At 64.1% G+C, this 17,844-nt stretch carries 22 protein-coding genes; 9 read left to right on the top strand and 13 right to left on the bottom strand.

Annotated features, from left to right (window positions below):
- Positions 1–18 precede the first annotated feature (18 nt).
- The gene (locus AC1DW9_RS14330) at positions 19–942 is read right to left on the bottom strand and encodes a LysR family transcriptional regulator (protein ID WP_441488141.1); all 924 of its coding nucleotides are present in this window, start codon (positions 940–942) and stop codon (positions 19–21) included.
- Positions 943–1,069: 127 nt separating this feature from the next.
- On the opposite strand from AC1DW9_RS14330, the gene AC1DW9_RS14325 reads away from it, so the two are divergent.
- The 5 genes from AC1DW9_RS14325 (at position 1,070) to AC1DW9_RS14305 (ending at position 5,999) form a co-directional block, all read left to right on the top strand.
- Positions 1,070–1,990: an alpha/beta fold hydrolase gene (locus tag AC1DW9_RS14325; protein WP_441488142.1), complete on the top strand. Its 921-nt coding sequence runs from the start codon at positions 1,070–1,072 to the stop codon at positions 1,988–1,990.
- 492 nt (positions 1,991–2,482) lie between these two features.
- Entirely contained in the window at positions 2,483–2,998 is a 516-nt protein-coding gene (locus tag AC1DW9_RS14320) for an acyltransferase (RefSeq protein WP_441488143.1), read from the top strand.
- Positions 2,995–4,119, top strand: coding sequence for a DegT/DnrJ/EryC1/StrS family aminotransferase (locus AC1DW9_RS14315; RefSeq protein ID WP_441506953.1), 1,125 nt, complete (start codon positions 2,995–2,997; stop codon positions 4,117–4,119). Before AC1DW9_RS14320 ends, AC1DW9_RS14315 begins: the two co-directional genes overlap by 4 nt.
- A gap of 167 nt (positions 4,120–4,286) precedes the next feature.
- Entirely contained in the window at positions 4,287–5,060 is a 774-nt protein-coding gene (locus AC1DW9_RS14310; protein ID WP_441488145.1) for a Crp/Fnr family transcriptional regulator, read from the top strand.
- Positions 5,061–5,312: 252 nt separating this feature from the next.
- Positions 5,313–5,999, top strand: a complete 687-nt coding sequence (locus AC1DW9_RS14305) for a helix-turn-helix transcriptional regulator (RefSeq protein WP_441506954.1) — start codon at positions 5,313–5,315, stop codon at positions 5,997–5,999.
- A gap of 81 nt (positions 6,000–6,080) precedes the next feature.
- Here AC1DW9_RS14305 and AC1DW9_RS14300 read toward each other — a convergent pair whose 3' ends face one another.
- The 10 genes from AC1DW9_RS14300 to soxY all read right to left on the bottom strand — a co-directional run bounded on the left by AC1DW9_RS14300 (position 6,081) and on the right by soxY (position 13,927).
- Positions 6,081–6,374 (bottom strand): Rdx family protein, encoded by a 294-nt coding sequence (locus tag AC1DW9_RS14300; RefSeq protein WP_043238576.1) that lies wholly within the window; start codon positions 6,372–6,374, stop codon positions 6,081–6,083.
- Between the two features lie 158 nt (positions 6,375–6,532).
- The gene (locus AC1DW9_RS14295; protein WP_441506955.1) at positions 6,533–6,925 is read right to left on the bottom strand and encodes a c-type cytochrome; all 393 of its coding nucleotides are present in this window, start codon (positions 6,923–6,925) and stop codon (positions 6,533–6,535) included.
- Positions 6,926–7,003: 78 nt separating this feature from the next.
- Positions 7,004–8,281 carry an FCSD flavin-binding domain-containing protein gene (locus AC1DW9_RS14290; RefSeq protein WP_441488148.1) on the bottom strand — a complete coding sequence of 426 codons (1,278 nt, stop codon included), beginning with the start codon at positions 8,279–8,281 and terminating at the stop codon, positions 7,004–7,006.
- A 64-nt stretch (positions 8,282–8,345) separates the two neighbouring features.
- On the bottom strand, positions 8,346–8,870 hold the full coding sequence (locus AC1DW9_RS14285; protein WP_441506956.1) for a DsrE family protein: 525 nt from the start codon (positions 8,868–8,870) through the stop codon (positions 8,346–8,348).
- Positions 8,871–8,903: 33 nt separating this feature from the next.
- Positions 8,904–9,215, bottom strand: a complete 312-nt coding sequence (locus tag AC1DW9_RS14280) for a c-type cytochrome (RefSeq protein ID WP_441488150.1) — start codon at positions 9,213–9,215, stop codon at positions 8,904–8,906.
- 38 nt (positions 9,216–9,253) lie between these two features.
- Positions 9,254–9,979, bottom strand: coding sequence for a c-type cytochrome (locus AC1DW9_RS14275; RefSeq protein WP_441506957.1), 726 nt, complete (start codon positions 9,977–9,979; stop codon positions 9,254–9,256).
- Entirely contained in the window at positions 9,963–11,234 is a 1,272-nt protein-coding gene (gene soxC, locus AC1DW9_RS14270; RefSeq protein ID WP_476776103.1) for a sulfite dehydrogenase, read from the bottom strand. The genes AC1DW9_RS14275 and soxC overlap by 17 nt, the downstream gene beginning before the upstream one ends.
- A gap of 48 nt (positions 11,235–11,282) precedes the next feature.
- Positions 11,283–12,980 (bottom strand): thiosulfohydrolase SoxB, encoded by a 1,698-nt coding sequence (gene soxB, locus AC1DW9_RS14265; RefSeq protein ID WP_441488153.1) that lies wholly within the window; start codon positions 12,978–12,980, stop codon positions 11,283–11,285.
- Between the two features lie 101 nt (positions 12,981–13,081).
- The gene (gene soxZ / locus AC1DW9_RS14260; RefSeq protein ID WP_043238560.1) at positions 13,082–13,411 is read right to left on the bottom strand and encodes a thiosulfate oxidation carrier complex protein SoxZ; all 330 of its coding nucleotides are present in this window, start codon (positions 13,409–13,411) and stop codon (positions 13,082–13,084) included.
- 51 nt (positions 13,412–13,462) lie between these two features.
- The gene (gene soxY, locus AC1DW9_RS14255; protein ID WP_476776102.1) at positions 13,463–13,927 is read right to left on the bottom strand and encodes a thiosulfate oxidation carrier protein SoxY; all 465 of its coding nucleotides are present in this window, start codon (positions 13,925–13,927) and stop codon (positions 13,463–13,465) included.
- 216 nt (positions 13,928–14,143) lie between these two features.
- On the opposite strand from soxY, the gene soxA reads away from it, so the two are divergent.
- A complete protein-coding gene (gene soxA, locus AC1DW9_RS14250) occupies positions 14,144–14,935 on the top strand; it encodes a sulfur oxidation c-type cytochrome SoxA (protein ID WP_441507037.1) in 792 nt (263 codons plus the stop codon).
- A 13-nt stretch (positions 14,936–14,948) separates the two neighbouring features.
- On the top strand, positions 14,949–15,572 hold the full coding sequence (soxX, locus tag AC1DW9_RS14245; protein ID WP_476768047.1) for a sulfur oxidation c-type cytochrome SoxX: 624 nt from the start codon (positions 14,949–14,951) through the stop codon (positions 15,570–15,572).
- 82 nt (positions 15,573–15,654) lie between these two features.
- Here soxX and AC1DW9_RS14240 read toward each other — a convergent pair whose 3' ends face one another.
- Both AC1DW9_RS14240 and AC1DW9_RS14235 read right to left on the bottom strand, forming a co-directional pair.
- Complete coding sequence (locus tag AC1DW9_RS14240) at positions 15,655–16,218, bottom strand: thioredoxin family protein (protein WP_441488156.1); 564 nt, start codon at positions 16,216–16,218, stop codon at positions 15,655–15,657.
- 13 nt (positions 16,219–16,231) lie between these two features.
- On the bottom strand, positions 16,232–16,972 hold the full coding sequence (locus AC1DW9_RS14235) for a cytochrome c biogenesis CcdA family protein (RefSeq protein WP_441488157.1): 741 nt from the start codon (positions 16,970–16,972) through the stop codon (positions 16,232–16,234).
- Positions 16,973–17,022: 50 nt separating this feature from the next.
- Here AC1DW9_RS14235 and AC1DW9_RS14230 point away from each other — a divergent pair, with 50 nt between their 5' ends.
- The gene (locus tag AC1DW9_RS14230) at positions 17,023–17,442 is read left to right on the top strand and encodes a thioredoxin fold domain-containing protein (protein WP_441488158.1); all 420 of its coding nucleotides are present in this window, start codon (positions 17,023–17,025) and stop codon (positions 17,440–17,442) included.
- Positions 17,439–17,822, top strand: coding sequence for an ArsR/SmtB family transcription factor (locus AC1DW9_RS14225; protein ID WP_043238549.1), 384 nt, complete (start codon positions 17,439–17,441; stop codon positions 17,820–17,822). The genes AC1DW9_RS14230 and AC1DW9_RS14225 overlap by 4 nt, the downstream gene beginning before the upstream one ends.
- Positions 17,823–17,844: the final 22 nt, after the last annotated feature.

Below are 17,844 nucleotides of genomic sequence, written 5' to 3'. Positions count from 1 at the left end.
GCCGAGAATGTGTCGTGTTCACGACATCGGCGAGGCCTGGGCGACCGCTGTCTCCCAATAGGGCGGATTCCCGAAACTCTGGCGCAGATGTTCCGTCAAGGCGCGTACCTTGACGGAGGCTGCGCGGTCGCGGGGATGGGCGACGTGGACTTCAGCGCCTTCGGCCTCGATCCCGACATCGACGATCTGCAGGTCGCCGCGGGCGACCTGCTCATGGACGACAAAGGTCGGCAGCAAGGTGATGCCAAGCCCTGCCAGGGCGGCGTCGCGCATCATCAGCCCGTTATTGACGCGCACGGCCGGCTGCGCTCGCACCACGACTGCGCCGCTCTCGCTGTGAAACCGCCAGTCCGAGTCCCGGTTCATGTAGAGGATCGCGCGATGCTGCCTGAGTTCGATCAGCGTCCCCGGTCTGCCACAGGCATCCAGATAGGCAGGCGAGGCGACGAGGACGCGGCGGCTGCTCGCAATGTGCCGCGCGACAAGTCGCGTGTCATGGATTGGGCCATGGCGGATGACGGCATCGTAGCCATCCGCCGCCGCATCGACGAAGCGATCCTCCAGCTCCAGTGCCAGCTCGATCTTGGGGTTGGTCGCCAGGAAGGAAAAGATCGCCGGGCCGAGATGCAGGACCCCGAAGCTGACGGGTCCGGAGATCCGCAGTGGTCCGACCAGCTCGCTTCGCCGTTCGGCGAGTTCTGCCACGGCCTCCTCGGCCTCGCGCAACAAGCGCCTGCCGCGCTCCAGGAAGGCGGTGCCGCCTTCGGTCAGCGACAGCTTGCGGGTGGTTCGCTGCACAAGTCGCGTGCCCACCAGCCGTTCCAGCTCCGCCAGCCGTTCGCTGACCACGGATTTGGCCAGTCCCATGCGCTGGGCCGCAGCGGTGATCGATCCGGCTTCCGCGACCATCACGAATGCCGCGACTCCGTCGAGCTTCATCATTGTTCGCTATTTCCGGAAACCAGTTTCGCTTTCTGGCGGCTACTCCAGACAATGGCGCAGCGCCATCATCTCGTCGAGAGCAAGGCCGTGCCCTGGAGTGCCCGGCCGGACATGAGGAGAGATCGCGATGCTTCGCTTCCTGGCCGCCGCTACCGGCGCCCTTCTTTTCGCTGCCCCCGCGTTGGCTCAGATTGTTCCGTTTCCGGCGGGTTTCCGCACGCAGGAGATCCCGACCAACGGTACGACGTTGCACGTACGGGTCGGCGGACAGGGGCCGGCGGTCGTCCTGCTGCACGGCTATGGTGAAACCGGCGACATGTGGGGCGAGATGGCGGCCGATCTCGCGCGGGACCGGACCGTGATCGTTCCCGACCTGCGTGGCATGGGCCTTTCGGCCATCCCCGAAAAGGGCTTCGACAAGAAGAACCAGGCCGCCGACATTGCCGGCGTCCTCGATGCCCTGAAGGTGGACCGGGCGGAGCTGGTGACCCATGACATCGGCAACATGGTCGGATTTGCGCTTGCCGCCGGGTATCGCGATCGCGTGACGAAGTTCGTGCTGATCGATGCCCCCTTGCCGGGCGTCGGCCCCTGGGAGGAGATCCTGAAGAATCCGCTGCTCTGGCACTTTCGCTTCGGCGGCCCCGACATGGAGCGGCTCGTCGCCGGCCGCGAGCGCATCTATCTCGATCGCTTCTGGAATGAATTCTCGGCGACCCCCAGCCGGTTCAGCGAAGCTGCGCGAGAGCATTATGCGGCGCTCTACGCCAGGCCGGGGGCGATGCGCGCGGGCTTTGCCCAGTTCGCCGCCTTCGATCAGGATGCTGTCGACAACAAGGCCTTCCTGGCAAAGGGCAAGCTGACGATCCCTGTGCTGGCGATCGGGGGGGAGAAATCCTTCGGACTGGGCATGGCTGCGGTCATGAAGTTCGCAGGCGAGAACGTCCAGGGCGCGGTTGTGCCCGGTAGCGGACATTGGATCATGGAGGAGAATCCTGCGGCGACCGTCGCTCTGGTCCGCAGCTTCCTGGATGCCGGGCGACCATGAGAGCGGCGACCCGGTCGCGTCGGAGCGCCGCTGCCTTCGACCGGATCATGCGTCGCCGTCACCTATACGTTCACTGAACCGGAAGGGCCGATCTGCCGAAGCGGAGGCCCCTCTGTCCAACAGGGTCGAGCGCTGGCGATAACGGTCCACTGAGCGAGAGCGCGCATCTGCCCTGCGACGGCCAGCCGGGCCGCTCATTCACGAATAAAAATCGAGAGGATCCTGCCCGCGGCAGTGCGCAAGGCCGCGCCTCCGGTCTTCCCCGGCGATTGTCAGGCGCTGCGTCGGGCGGGGGTGCGGCAGACCTTGGTGGCGCGGCCTGCAAGGTCCTGCTGCCACGGGAGGAGAAGCAATTCGTCGGAAGGTGTAGGGAGCCTACTGCTCCGGGCGATCCGCCTATAGGCTTCATCCGAACGAGGCGCGCCCTATTCCCATCGTTCCGGTTCCGCTTTTGCACGCTAGCGTTCTGCCGGAGCAGGGAAGGGGAGCGCCATGCCCATCATCGATGTGGACTTCGGTGATGATGTCGTCGTCAGCCACCCCGATCTCGTCAATCTCTATGGCTGTGCGATCGGCTCGGGCACACGGATCGGCCCCTTCGTCGAGATCCAGCGCGGCAGCCGCATCGGCCGGCGCTGCAAGATATCCTCGCATTCCTTCATCTGTGAGGGGGTGGTGCTCGAGGATGAGGTCATGATCGCCCATGGCGTGATGTTCACCAATGACCGCATGCCGCGCGCGGTCAGGCCGGGGGGATCGCGAGAGGCGCAGGCATGGGCCCAGGAGGCCACGGTCGTGCGCCGAGGGGCGTCGATCGGCTCGAATGCCACCATTGGCTGTGGGGTCGAGATTGGAAGCTACGCCGTGGTCAGCTGCGGCGCAGTCGTGATGCGTGATGTGCCGGCCCGCGCGGTGGTCGCCGGGGTCCCGGCCAGCGTCATCGGCCATGCCGGAGCCAACGCCACTGCGCCCAGGTTGTTTGAAACCGTACTGGGGGAAACCTCATGATCCCATTTCTCGATCTCAAGGCTCAGTTCAAGACGGTGCAGGAGCCGCTTGAGGCGGCCGTCCTCTCCGTCCTGCGCAGCGGCAACTATGTCCTGGGCGAACCGGTCGCGGCCTTCGAGCGCGCGTTCGCTGAATATTGCGGTGTCGGGGAAGCCGTGGCCGTGAGCAGCGGCACAGCAGCCCTGCACCTGGCCCTGCTCGCGGCCGGTGTCGAGCCCGGGGACGAGGTGATCACGGTACCAATGACCTTCGTCGCAACGGTGGCCGCGATCCACTATGCGGGAGCGAAGGCGGTTCTGGTCGATGTCGATCCCACCAGCTTCACGATGTCGCCGGAAGCCTTCGAGGCTGCCATCACGCCGGCGACCCGTGCCGTCGTGCCCGTCCATCTCCATGGCAGGCTTGCCGATATGGCGGCGATCGGCGCCATCGCCAATCGCTACGGCATCACCGTGATCGAGGATGCTTCCCAGGCCCATGGCGCGGAGCGCGATGGCATGCGGGCAGGCGCCTTCGGCTCATATGGCTGCTTCAGCTTCTATCCCGGCAAGAATCTCGGGGCCTGCGGCGAGGGGGGCGCGGTGGTCACTCACGATTCCAAGGCCGCTCAGCTGCTGCGCAGCTTGCGCGACTGGGGGCAGGAGGGACGATCCAATCACGTCAGGCCCGGCTTCAATCTGCGCCTCGACGCGATCCAGGCCGTGGCGCTGCAGGTCAAGCTGCCCTATCTCGATGGCTGGACACAGAAGCGCAGACGGATCGCTTCGGCCTATGAGCGGCTGCTGGGCGACACTGAGCTGCAGCTTCCGGCTCCGGCCCGGCGTGCGGAACACGTCTTTCATGTCTACGCGATCCAGAGCGAAGAGCGGGACAGGCTGCGGACGGGACTCGCCAAGGCGGGGGTTTCGACCGGCATCCACTATCCCCGCCCGGTTCATCTGCAGCCGGCCTATGCCGGGTTGGGTTACGTGCCCGGCGACTTTCCAGTCTCGGAGCGGCTGGCGCGGCGTTTTCTCTCGCTGCCGATCTTCCCGGAACTTGTCGCACCCCAGCTGGCGCGGGTCGCTTCCGCTCTTATCCGGTGCTGCGAGGAGCGGCACGTCCACGCGGCCGATGCGTGAAGCCATTGATCGTCACCACGCGCAGTTTCCCGGTGGGGGAGTCCTTTGGGGCGCCAAAGTACAATGAAACGTTTGAAACTGGGTCCGACAAATGCAGCTTATCGGGGATTGGCGGTTAACATAAGTTAACCCTTCGGGCCATCGCGCGGCCTTGGCGGAGGGGGGTTATGCATCGCATCCAGTCGGCCGTGGCATCGAACCATGCGGGCGTCGCGCGGGAACGCGTGTGGTGCCTGACATGCCCGTTGCGGCAGATCCCCGCGCTCCATGGCGTGTCGGATGCGGATGCTACGACCCTGGAAGAGTTCAAGCAGGGGCAAAGGTTTGCGGAAGCCGGTAGCGTGATCCTGGAACGAGGCGCGCGGCCGGGCCTGTTCACGCTGTTCTCCGGTTGGGCTGCAGAGTACCGGGCTCTGGGGTCCGGCGAGCGTCAGCTCGTCGCCATCCTCCTCCCCGGGGATCTGATCGGTCTCGATACGGTGATGGCGGGCCCCTCAGAGAGCACCATCATTGCCCTGACCCCCGTCATGCTGTGCAGTTTCGCTGCTGCGAGAGTCGACGAGATGTTCCGGCACGAGAGCTTCATGCGGAGTATCACGCGTGCTGCGGTTGCCGGGCGCCGCCGCCTCGTGGATTCGCTGACCGCGCTCGGTGCGGGGCGGACGTCTCGTGCGCTCGCCCATTTCGTCGTGACGTTGCACGATCGCCTGCAGATCCGGGGGCTGATGCATGACGGGGGCTTCAAGACGCCGCTCGGGAAACGCCACCTGGCGGAGGCTTGCGGAGTCACCGGGGTTCACCTGCATCGCGTCATGCAATTCCTGCAGGCTGAGCGGGTGATGTCCTTCGCGACCGGCCAGTTCAGCATTTACGACATGGAGCGGCTACGCCGTATGGCTGGTCTCTCCGTCAATGGTGCAGAGGCAGAGACAGTCCTCTGATGAGGTCTTCACGATTTTTTGTCCTAGAGGGTGAGCTGAAAAGGTAACATTTGTTTGGTTCGCCGAATAATTTTCTTTGGCCGGCTTAGAATTGATGTAAAATTTAATACATGGAGAAAGCGGCGGCAGTTCTCCTTTTAGACTTATTTCTGGCAAAATTATGGGGCGATGCGCTTTTAATTCGAGGATATTGTTATGATATTCGAAAATATACATGAGAATCTGCCGCTCATGGCCGATCGGCGGCCATCCTTGACTCGCTCGGGAGCCGAAGAGATTTCGCGTCTCCGAGAGCAGCCTGCCGCCATCGTCATCATCGAAGCCAGGCAATTGATCCGTGATTGCCTGGCTTCATCCCTGCTCTCTCAAAGTCGTGATTACGAGGTCGAGACGTTTTCGTCGCTGGCGGAATGGCGTCGCGAGCGGTCGAGCCCGCCGAGACCGGGAACGGTGGTTTTGCGCTATGTGAGCGGTCCGCGCTGCCGCAAGGAGATCGAGCGGGAGATCGAGGAGCTTGCCGCGGATGGCGATGTCTCGCTGGTTCTGCTTTCGGATACCGAGGACGTCGACGAGATGCTGGAGGCCATCGCGACCGGCGCGAAAGGCTATATCCCGACAACGCTTAGCCTCGACGTGGCACGCGGCGCGATGAGCCTGGTGCGTTCGGGCGGAGTGTTCATTCCGTCGGGGAGTCTGTTGTCGCGTCGCGCCGGCAAGCCGGGAGACCCGGTCGGGCCCCGGCAGATGTTCACACCCAGGCAGGCGGCAGTGCTCGAGGCCGTGCAGCATGGAAAGGCGAACAAGGTGATCGCCTATGAGCTCGACCTGAAGGAAAGCACCGTCAAGGTTCATGTCCGCAATGTCATGCGCAAGCTCGGTGCGCATAACAGGACAGAGCTCGCGGTCCTGAGCTTCAACTTGCCAGGCTCCGGTCGGTAGGGCGGGGCAGAGGAAGAGCGCGCCCGACAGGTGATACCCGGCCGGGCGCCGGGATCGTGAGGCTCGCTCGAGCAGGATCGTTCAGCCGTGGCTCTGGTCGAGATGGCCGAGGTCGCGGCCGGGGTCGAGGCGATCCCGCACGCGCTGCTTCAGCGCCTTCACGTCGGGGAAGCCGCCGTCATTCTTGCGGTCCCAGATCAGCACGTCGTCATAATGGATCTGGAAGGTCCCGCCTGTACCCGGCAGGAGCGCGACTTCGCCAAGATCGGGGCCGAAGGTCGAGAGCAGTTCCTGGGCCATCCAGGCCGATCGCAGCAGCCAGTTGCACTGTGTGCAGTAGGTGATGGCAATGCGGGGGCGCTTCGTGTCCGACATGGCGGGAGCCTTGGCTTGCGAGCAGAGAATCCGTTCCGGGCTCGGAACGCTTGCGAGCGCTCATGCCAAAATACGCCTGACGGAACAAGCAACGCGACGACAGGGCTGATCCCGTCGTCGCGCAGGCGTGGGCCGGCCTGATCGAGGCTGGCCTCAGCTCACATCTTCTTGCCGTCCTTGTCGTACTGCTTGAGGAAGGCGGTGAGATCCTTGATCTCCTGTTCGTTCTTGATGCCGGCGAAGACCATCTTGGTGCCGGGGATCTTGGCCCGCGGATCCTTGATGTACTCGGCGAAGACGGTCTCGTCCCAGGTGATGCCGGAGTTCTTGTTGGCGTTGGAGTAGCTGTAGCCCTCGACGGAGCCGGAATGCCGACCGAAGAGACCGTTCAGGATGGGCCCCACCGTATTCTTGGCACTTTCGCCAAGCTGGTGGCAGGCGCGGCACTTGTTCCAGGAGCGCTCGCCGGCGGCGACGTCCTGGGCTTGGGCTGAATTCCCGAAGATCGCGGCAGCGATCAGGATCGTGGCGCAGGCAATCGCTTTCATCATGGTTCCTTCATCGGCAGCGGGCCGCACGGAATCGCGCGGCGGGAAATTCAGAATGCTTCTAATCGGCGCCTGGGCCAATCACGTGAACATGTCGGCGGTGATGCCGGCATACCAGCCGATGTTCTCGGCCTGGGTCTGCTTGCGCAGCTCGTCGCTCTCGTCGGGCTGCGAGACAAAGGTCTCGACAGCGGCGATTTTGCCGTCTTTCGGCTCATATCGACCGCCAACCTTGATGGCGTCGTCGGTGTCGACCAGGCTCCAGCAGGTGTTGACGTAGCGCGGCGGGAAGGTGCGCGACCCGGACAATTCGCCGCGGATGACCATGGCCGCGACCTTGGCCTGGCTGTTGGCCGAGAAGGCGGATTTCGGCATGTCGCCAGCGATGCAGGCATCGCCGAGGACGAAGATGGCGGGATCGGCTGCCGACTTCATCGTCGCGGGATCGATGGCGCAATAGCCGCCGGCGGGCGCAAGTCCAGCCTCGCGCGCGATCGCGCCCGCCATCTGGGCCGGGATGACATTGACGAAGGCACAGTTCTTGTAGGTTTCGAAGCCGGTCACCACGGTGTTGGTCTTGGGATCGACCGACTTGATGCCGTCATGCACCTTGGGGCCGAGCCACTCGATCATCGTGCCGTAGCGTTTCTCCCAGTCGGGTTGGAAGACGCCCTGCTTGGAGAAGCTCTCCTTCGGATCGAGGATGACGATCTTCGCCTGCTTGCGCCCGGTCTGCATCAGGACATGGGCGAACATCGAGGCACGCTCATAGGGACCTGGCGGGCAGCGATAGGGATTGGGCGGGGTGATCATCACGATCAGGCCGCCATCCGGCACCGCATCGAGCCGCTCCTTGATCAGCCGGGTCTGGCGGCCGGGCTTCCAGCCATGCGGCATCGCTTCCTCGGCCTCCTTCGACCAGCCCGGGACGGAATCATATTTGAGGTCGATGCCAGGGGAGAGCACGAGCCGATCATAGGGCAGGCGCTCGCCGGTGGAGAGCACGACCTCTTTCTTGTCGCGGTCGATCGCGGTGGCGCGGGCGCGCGCAAGCGTGATGCCGTTGTTCTTCGTCAGCGCGTCATAGCCATGGACGAGCTCGTCATAGCTCTTGAACCCGCCGATAAAGAGGTTGGAGTGAAAGCAGGTCTGGTAGCGCTCATTCTCCTCGACCAGCGTCACCGCAATGGCGCCATTGCTGTCCTTGGCGATGTAGCGGGCTGCAGTCGCACCGCCCGCGCCGCCACCGACCACGACGACGCGCGGCTTCGCCTGGCCAAGCACTGCGGGGGCGCCAAGGGTCGTCGCTCCGGAGAGCGCCAGCCCGGACAGAACCAGTGAACGGCGATCGATCAGCATCTCTCTCTCCCCATTATCGTCAGTGAACCCGGTGATCCCTGATCCGGGCAGGCCTTCTGCGGGCCTATCCAACCTTCATGTAGCCAAAGCCCTTGGCCTGCAGCGCAGCCACGGCTGCCACGCCCGATGGCACGAAGCTGATAAACGCGGCATCGCGCGCCTTGGCCTTGTCGAGCTTCAGCCGATCGAAGGTGATCTCGCAGAGATGAACCTTGAGACCGTTCTTTGCGACATCCTCGATCCGCTCGAAAATCTTGGGCACCATGGCCTCGTCGCGCCAGCTGGTGTCGGTAAGGTCGTTCAGGAAGAACTTCACGCCCTGTCCATGCGCGACGACGACCAACTGCAGGGCGAACGGATCGGCACCATAGGCAGAGTAATGGTTTGCGATGTTGGTCAGCATCTGAACGAAGCGCTGCGGATCGCCGAAATCACAATGATAGACACAGGCGACATCGGCTTCCTTCTGAAGGTCGGTCAGCTTGAGGTCACGCGGCGCTGCCCCTGCTGGTGTTGCTGCTGCGGCAAGGCCGGAGGCCGCTGCGAGAAGCATGCTGCGACGAGTGGCGTCCGCTAATGAATGTGACATTTGGCCCTCCCTCGGGTTTCGCCGGCTTCCGGTCTATGGAGCTGGTTTGAGGCTGCCGTAATAGCTTGCCAGCGCCTCGACCTCTTCCTGGCTCAGGCGCCCGGCGATGGTGCGCATCACCTGGTTCTCTCGCTGCCGGTCCCTGTAGCTGTTCATCAGTGCGATGAACTGGTCGACGGGGACGCCGACGATGGCAGGAATTCCTCCATCATGGCGCCCGCTGGTCTGGTGGCAGGCGGTGCATTCCGACGAAAGATACTCGCCGAGCGCGCGATCGCCGGCCGCCTGTGCGCAGGACATCACGGGGATCAGCGCCGCAAAACCGACCAGGGCGGCCAGGGCCACCCGGGATGCGCACTTTGCGGTGGCGCAGCCTGTCCCCATCAATCCACCTTGGGGGCGGTCTTGGAATCGGGCGTCACATCCAGCACGGCGGCCCGCCCGGTGATCTTTACCTCGGCCTTGCAGTCCTTCATGCAAGGCTCCTTGCCCCAGAACGCCTTCTCGGTGGTTTCGCGGTCATCGTCATAGAAGGTCGACGCGTTCGGAAGTTTGACGCTGGTGAAATTCTTATCGGACAGCTCGAACTCCTCGTCCTTCACGATGTCGTTGAGGTAGAGCAGATAGGCTGTCAGGGCGTAGATCTCGTCCGGTGAGAGCGACTGCGCATTGCCATAGGGCATGGCGCGGCGGATGTAGTCGTAGACGGTGGAGAGATCGGGCCAGAACGAGCCGATCGTCTTCTCCGGACGGTCCGAGGTCAGGCTGCCCTGGCCGCCTGCCAGCACGGGCCAGCGGCCATTGCCCTGCCCGAACTCGCCATGGCAGCTCGCGCATTGCGTCTGGAAGATCTCGTCGCCCTGCTTCACCGTGCCCTTGCCGGGCGGCAGGCCCATGCCGTCGGGCCGCACGTCGATGTCCCAGGCCTTGATCTCTTCCGGCAGCGCCAGGCGGCCGAGATTGAGTTTCGCGTGCGCGGGCTGGCCGGCGGCATGCGGCACGGGCTTGGGCTGGGCCTGCTTCTGAGGTTGCGCGATCAACGGGCCGGCTGCGACGACGGCGAGCGCCGCGAAACCCGCAAGCAGGGCGAGCTTAGGCGATCTCGACATTCTCGGTCTCCCCATTCGCCCGGACGAGCCAGGTCTGAATGCCGTTATTGTGGTAGATGGAATTGACGCCGCGCACCTTGCGCAGCTCGTCCTTGGTCGGCTGGACATAGCCGGTGGAATCCATGGCGCGGGACTGGATCAGCAGTTCCTGGCCGGCCCAGTCGAAATCGACATAGAAGCGGGTCAGCGACTTATCGAGAACGGGGCCGTCGATGCGGGCACTCTGCCAGTTCTTGCCGCCGTCGAGCGTGACGTCGACACGCTTGATCGTGCCGCGTCCCGACCAGGCCAGCCCGGACAGCACATTGCGCCCCTTGTGCTTCAGCGGCGCCTGCGGCGAGGGATTGGTCACCACGGATTTGGCGTCCATGATGAAGGTGAAGCGGCGCGAGCGGCCATCCGCAAGAAGGTCGGTATATTTCGAGGTTTCCTCGCGCGCCATCCAGGGTTTGTCGCCGACTTCGATGCGGCGCAGCCACTTGACCCAGAGATTGCCTTCCCAGCCGGGGATGACGGCGCGCAGCGGATAGCCCTGCTCGGGCCGCAGCGCCTCGCCGTTCATGGCGAAGGCGATGAGCACGTCACCCAGCGCCTTCTCGAGCGGGAGCGAACGGTTCATGCCGGAGGAATCCGCACCTTCCAGCATCAGCCATTTGGCGGTCGACTTCACACCCGCTTCTTCGAGCAGGGCCTTCAGCGGCACGCCCGTATACATGACGTTATGGACCATGCCGTGGGTGAACTGGCAGCCATTGAGCTGCGCGCCGCGCCATTCCATGCCGGAATTGGCGGCGCATTCGAGGAAGTAAACGCGGTTCTGCCGCGGCATACGCCGGATGTCCTCCATGGTGAAGACCAGCGGCTTTTCGACCAGGCCGTGGATCATCAGGCGGTGATTGGCCGGCTCGATATCGGCGATGCCGCCGTGATGGCGCTCGAAGCACAGGCCGGACGGCGTGATGATGCCGTCGAGTTCATGGAGTGGCGTGAAGTTGACCGAGGATTCCGGGGATGCCGTCAGCCAGGAGACGTCCCGGCGCATGACATGTTTCTCATGGCGCGAGGGCATTCCGTAGGGCCGCTTGTCGACGCCTTCGCCGAGATAGTGGTTCCAGTCCTGGACGTCGGTGATCAGCGGGTCGGGAGCCCCGGCGCGGGCACCGGTAGCCGAGGCGGCCAGCCCCGCGCCAGCCATTCCGGCCGCGCCGAGGAAGCGGCGCCTGCTCAGGCTTTCGCGGTTGCGGGGGGAGGTCATGGCGGCAGATTCCTCTGGATTGGGAGGGTTCAGGGAGGATGGCGCGGGTCAGGCGCCGGTCACCTTGACGGCGTCGTTTGGCGTGATCGAAACGGTCTTGGTGCGGGCGACATGGTCGCGGACCACGTCCCAGATCGGCGGCCCTTGCGTGCCCTCGTTGACGCTGGCCCAGCCGGCGACGACGTATTTCCGGGACGCATCGATCGGCTTGCCGGATTTCAGATGCGTCAGCCCGGAGATGCGGCTGCCCATCGGCTTGCCGATATCGATGGCGTAGCCCATGCCGCCGATGCGGACCATGTCGCCGCCGCCCTGGAAATAGGGATCGGGGTGGAAGATATTGTCGGCGACGTCCTCGAGGATCTCCTTGAGCTGGGCGCCGGTCATCTCCATGCGGTAGCAGTTGGGATAGGTGATCGCGGTCGCGTTGGTGATCGCCTCCCAGGTGATCGGCTCGCCGGGAAGCAGCGTCCCGCCCCAGCGGAAGCCGGGGGAGAGTGCGATCTCGGCGTCGCGCTGGCTCATCATGGCGTCGCAGATCAGGTCGTCGAAGGTGCCGTTGAAGTTGCCGCGCCGGTAGAGCAGCGACTCGGTCCGTCCGATCTCGCGGGCGAGGTCGGCGGCGAAGGGCTCGCGGAGCTTCCTGACCAGCGCCGCCATTTCGGTATCGGGGGTGATCGCTTCGGAGAAGACCGGCATCAGCTTGAAGCGGATATCGGCGACCTTGCCGTCCTTCACCGCGATGTCGAGCCGCGACAGGAACTTGCCATGCGAGCCGCTGGCGACGAGGGCGGTATTGCCGACGCGCACCACACCGGGCATCGCGTCATGGGTGTGGGCGGTCAGGATGATGTCGAGGCCCTTGACCCGCGCGGCCAGTTTCCTATCGACGTCGAAACCGTCATGCGAGAGCAGCACGACGATGGCTGCGCCCTCGGCACGGGCCTCCTCGACCTGTTTCTGGATCTCCTCCTCGCGGATGCCGAACTCCCAGTCAGGGAACATCCAGCGCGGATTGGCGATGGCGGTACGCGGCAGCGCCTGGCCAATCACCGCAACCTTGACGCCGCCCTTTTCGAAGACCTTGCGCGGCTTGAAGACGGGTTCGTTCCACTCCTTGTCGCGAATGTTCTGGGCGAGGAATGCAAAGGATGCGCTCTCCGCGATCTCCTTGACGCGCTCGGCGCCGAGCGTGAACTCCCAATGGCCGACCATGGCATCGGTCTTCAGGGCCGACATGACGTCGACCATGTCCTGGCCCCTGGTCTGGAGCGAACTCCAGCTGCCCTGCCAGGTGTCGCCGCCATCGAGCAGCAGAACCTTATCGTCTCCGCGTTCGGCGCGGATCGCCTTGACCAGCGTCGCGATGCGGTCGAGCCCGCCCATCCGGCCGTACTGACGGGCAAGCGAGGTGAAGTCGTCGGAGGTCAGGGCAAAGGCGTCGGCCGAGCCCGTGGCGATCTTGAAATGCTCCCGGAACTCCGCGTCGGTCAGGTGCGGCGGCTGACCCTTGGCCTCGCCGACGCCGAGATTGATCGAGGGTTCGCGGAAATGCAGCGGCACGAGCTGGGCGTGGATATCGGTGACGTAGAGAAGCGTCACGGTGCCGAGCGGGTCGAAGCGCAGGATGTCGGCCTGGGACAGGCGCTGCTGCGCGGCTGCGCGGCCGAGCGGGCCCAATCCGGAAGCCAGCGTGATGGCCGCAGCAGCCGATGTTGCCTGAAGAAAATCGCGCCGTGAGATCATGATCCACCCTTGGGCGGCGCGCAGCCGCCCTCATGCGGGGACGTTTCGCCCCGCTTGTCCGTTCGATGCGAGCAACCGGCCGGGTCGCGGCCGGCGAGACATCAGCCGACCGTCAGCTTGTTCTTGGCGGTGTATTCGGAACCGTCATCATCCTTCCAGGTGAAGGTGAATTCACCCGATTCCGTCGCCTTGAAGAAGAAGGACTGGTACGGGTTGGCCGAAATCGCGGGATGCCAATCGGCGGAGAAAACCGGCTTGCCGTTGAAGCTCGCGCTGAACTTGTTGATGATCTTACGCGGAATCGTCTCGCCCTTGGCGTCCTTGCGCTGGCCGGATTCCATCTCGTGCGAGATCAGCGTCTTGATCTCGATCATCTCGCCTGCGGCGGCCTTGGCGGGAACGCGGACCCGCGGGGTGGGCTTGGTGCTCATGGGGTATCCTCACCGTGATCTTGTCGTTGTCGGGGCTGGAACGCGCAGGTCTCAGCCGCCGCAACCGCCGATCGTGACCTTCACATTGGCCCTGGCCATATGCAGCGCGCCGTTCGACATCTCGGCGACGCAGACGATGTTCTGGGTCTGGGCGAGGCGCATGCGGGTCGCGGCCGAGGCCTTGCCGCAGGCTGGCGTGAAGCTGTAGCTGACGATGCCGGGAAGCGGGTTGCCGTCGGCATAGACATGCACGGCCTTGACGTAGTCGGCGTCCGTCATCGGGCTTTCGATCTCGATATTGATCGGGACGACCAGGCCGTTCTCGGCGATTTCGGGAACATCGAGCTTGATCTTGCCCGTGGCGAAGGGCTTGTCGCCATAGAGCTTCTTCAGTTCGTCCGCGACCGTCTTTTCATCCGCGAAGGCGAGCTTGGCGCCGAGAAGGCTGGCCACGGCGGCGAAGGCACCCGCCTTGAGAGCGTGACGGCGCGACAGCCCCGCTTGCTGAAAATCCATTCGGACATCCTCCCTGGAATTATTCTGGTTAGCTCTTGACGACGCGACCGTCCGTCGCACATCATTTCGACATATCGTGATATTGTTTTTTGTGAATGTAAAGGCTTTCAAATCAAGAAAGCCGGGAATGAAGGTCGCATGAAGCGGCCGGCTGGGGAAACGAAAGGGCAGGGCATGAAGCTCACTGTGATCGGCGCGGCAGTTCTTGCCGCGGCCATGACGCTCGCGGCCGGGCATCTGACCGCACAATCGCCGCCGCAGGACGATAGCGAGAAGGAGATCGAGCGCTATCGCCAGATGCTCTCGGACCCATTCTCCAACCCGGGTTATCTCGCAGTCGATCGCGGCGAAGAGATCTGGACGACGAAGCGCGGCACCAAGAATGTCTCGCTGGAAGGTTGCGATCTCGGCGAGGGCGCCGGCAAGCTGGAGGGAGCCTATGCGCGGCTGCCGCGCCATTTCGCGGATGCCGACAAGGTCATGGATCTGGAGCAGCGCCTGCTCTGGTGCATGGACAAGGTCCAGGGGCTCGACACCAAGGACGTGCTGTCGCGACGCTTCTCCTCTCCGGGAAAGGCATCCGATCTCGAGGACCTGACGGCTTTCATCGCCAACAAGTCGAACGGCATGAAGCTCGAGCCGCAGCTCAAGCACGCCAAGGAACTTGAAATGGCGGCTGTCGGCGAGGAGCTGTTCTATCGCCGCGGCGGCGTGATGGACTTCTCCTGCGCCACCTGCCACGCCGAGGAAGGCAAGCGCATCCGCCTTCAGGGCCTGCCCAACCTGTCCGTGCCGGGGGCCGCTGCCCAGGCGACGATGGCGACCTGGCCGACCTATCGGGTCTCCCAGAGCGCGCTTCGCACGATGCAGCACCGCCTTTGGGACTGTTATCGGCAGCAGCGCTGGCCGGTGCCGGATTTTGGCTCGGATAGTCTGACCGCGCTCACCGTCTTCCTGAACAAGCAGGCGGCCGGCGGTGAACTCAATGTGCCTTCGATCAAGCGCTGAGGGGACTGAACCGATGATCAGATCAGCTTTCGCCTCCCTCGCCCTGGGCAGCTTCGTGCTCTGTGCGCCAGCCCTTGCGCAGGACAAGCCGGCCAAGCCCAGCCAGGCGACGATCGAGGCCTATGTGAAGTCCACTTTCGGCAAGGCGCCGGCGGAATGGCAGGCGCGCATCACGCCGGATGAATCGCTGGCGGCGTGCAACGTCCATCGCAATCAGGTTTCGTCCGCGGATGCGGAGGCCATCACCAAGCGCGAACTCGCCAGGGTCAGCTATCCCGCCGACGGCAAATTCCTCGGCAACTGGAAGGAAGGCTACAAGGTCGCCAATAACGGCCGCGGCGGTCAGTTCTCCGATCCACCGGACACTATTGCCGGCGGCAACTGCTTCGCCTGCCACCAGCTCGATCCCAAGGAGCTGAGCTACGGCACGCTCGGCCCGAGCCTCGCCGCCTATGGCAAGGACCGGAAATACGACGCCGAGGCGATCAAGGACGCCTACACGAAGATCTATAATTCACAGGCCGTGGTGCCCTGTTCGAACATGCCCCGCTTCGGCACCAACAAGGTGCTGAGCGAACAGCAGATCAAGGACGTGATGGCCTATCTGTTCGACCCGGAATCGCCGGTGAACAAGTAGCGGCAAGGCCCAGCGGCAGTAAACGTCATCCCGGCCTCGGTTCTTCCGTGGCCGGGATGATTGCGTTTGGAGGTGACCAACGTCAGGCGCCTTGCCGCTTCAGCCACTCCGGGAAGGGCGCTGTCTCATAGCCCTTCTCCCGCACAAAGCGGAACATGGCGAGGAAATCGCGTGGTTCGAGCAGTCCCGGCATGCGGGCGACCTCGCGGGCTTGCGGCTTGCGTTGGCCAAGTCCTTCCGCGCTCTCGGGCATGAACTGGATCGTCGGAGTGAAGCGCACGCCATAGGCCTCGCCCAGCGCCTTCTCGCCCAGTTTGCGTCCGTCGAAATCGGTGACCTCGCGGGCGCCGATATGGTTGAGGTGCAGCACCTCGAAATTGGCCTTGATGTAACCTTCGATCTTGGGATCGGCGAGATGTACCTCATGCATTCGCCGGCAGGCCGGGCAGCCCTTGAGACCCCACATGATCGCGAGGCGCTTGCCGTTGCGGGTCGCGGTCTCGATGTCTTCGGAAAGGTCGAGGAAGCTCTCGAGATACCAGTCCTGCTGGTAGAGCCCGTCCTCGCCGAGTCTGGCGGCGGCGAGGGTCTGAGGCGCGAAGGAGACGGCGAGGGCAGAGCCGAGAAGCCTGCGTCGGGTCAGCATGGAAACTCTCCCTTCAGCCGATCGTGCCGAGGATCGGGATGGTCTGTAGCAGCCAGCCGGCGAGCGCCGGCATCATTCCGGTGATGAACAGCAAGCCTGTCACGACGAGTGCGGCGCCCATCGTCTTCTCGATGACGGCCATGTGCCGGCGGAAGCGGGAGAGCCAGGTCAGGAAGGGACCGGCAAAGACCGCCGCCAGCAGAAAGGGCAGGCCGATGCCGAGCGCATAGGATGCGAGCAGAAGCGCGCCGCGCGAGGCGCTGCCCTCGGCGCCCGCGACCATCAGCACCGTCGCCAGCACAGGCCCGACGCAGGGCGTCCAGCCGAACGCGAAGGCAAGCCCGACGAGATAGGCGCCGAGCAGGCCGGCGGGACGTGCGGATGTCTGGAAACGGGCCTCCCGGTAGAGCAGAGGAATCCGCAGCCATCCGAGAAAATGCAGGCCCATGACCAGGATGATTGCACCGGCGGCGATGGACAGCGTGTCGAAATGCGCGGTGATCCAGGTCCCGATGGTCGAGGCGGTGGCGCCGAGTGCGACGAAGACGGTGGCGAAACCGAGCACGAAAACGGCGGCCATGGCGATGATGCGGCGACGCTGCGCGGCCGTCAGCGCGCCGTCCGAGCCGGACAATTCGCCGATGCCGACACCCGCGAGGAAGCAGAGATACGGCGGCACCAGGGGCAGCACGCAGGGGCTCAGGAAGGAGAGCAGACCTGCTGCGAAAGCCCCTGCGATCGAGATGTCGAACAAGGTTCAACCCGCCAATTGTTTAAACATATGAATACGACTATGTTTGTCTGATGAAAGCAATCGCGAAATGGCTGAGCTGGCATGCCGGCCTCGCAGCACTGGTGGGGATGGCGCTTGTCAGCCTGCCGTTGCGGGCGGCAGAGCTGGTGATGTTTGAACGCGACGGCTGCATCTGGTGCGCCCGCTGGGACCGGGAGGTCGCACGTGTCTATGCCAACACGCCGGAGGGCAAGGCAGCACCGCTGAGGCGGGTCGATCTCGGTTCCACCCGCGCTGATGAGCCTGGACTTGCTGCACCGGTCCGCTTCACGCCGACCTTCGTCCTGATGGATGAAGGGCGCGAGGTCGGCCGGATCACCGGCTATATCGGCGACGACGCATTCTGGGGTTTGCTTGGCAAGATGCTTGCTGGCATGGACAGTCCCAGCCATCGAACCCGCGGCCAGTCCGCGACAATGGAACGAAAATGAGCGCGATTGTCTCCAAGGCCCTTGAAGCCGAGCTGCGCGACGGTGCCGAATTCTCGGCCGAGCTCGATCAATTGATGCGCAAGGCCCGCAAGGCCAGCGATTTCCTGAAGGCCCTGTCCCACGAAAACCGGCTCCTGCTGCTCTGCCTGCTGGCCGAGCGCGAGCGCACCGTAACGGAACTTGAGAACATCCTCTCGCTGCGCCAGCCGATGGTTTCGCAGCAGTTGGCGCGGCTGCGGCTCGACCAGTTGGTCACCACCCGCCGCGACGGCAAGGCGATCTATTACAGCCTCGCCAATGACGATGTGCGTCAGGTCATCTCGGTGATCTACGACATCTTCTGCAACCGTCCCGAGAGCACGGACCGCTTGCGTGATTGAAATGCGGGCCGGCAGGGGCGTC

This window comes from Allobosea sp. P4_E12 (genome assembly GCF_056401655.1).
The sequence above is the reverse complement of the archived record's forward strand: the minus strand, read 5'-3'. Positions and strand labels throughout refer to the sequence as shown.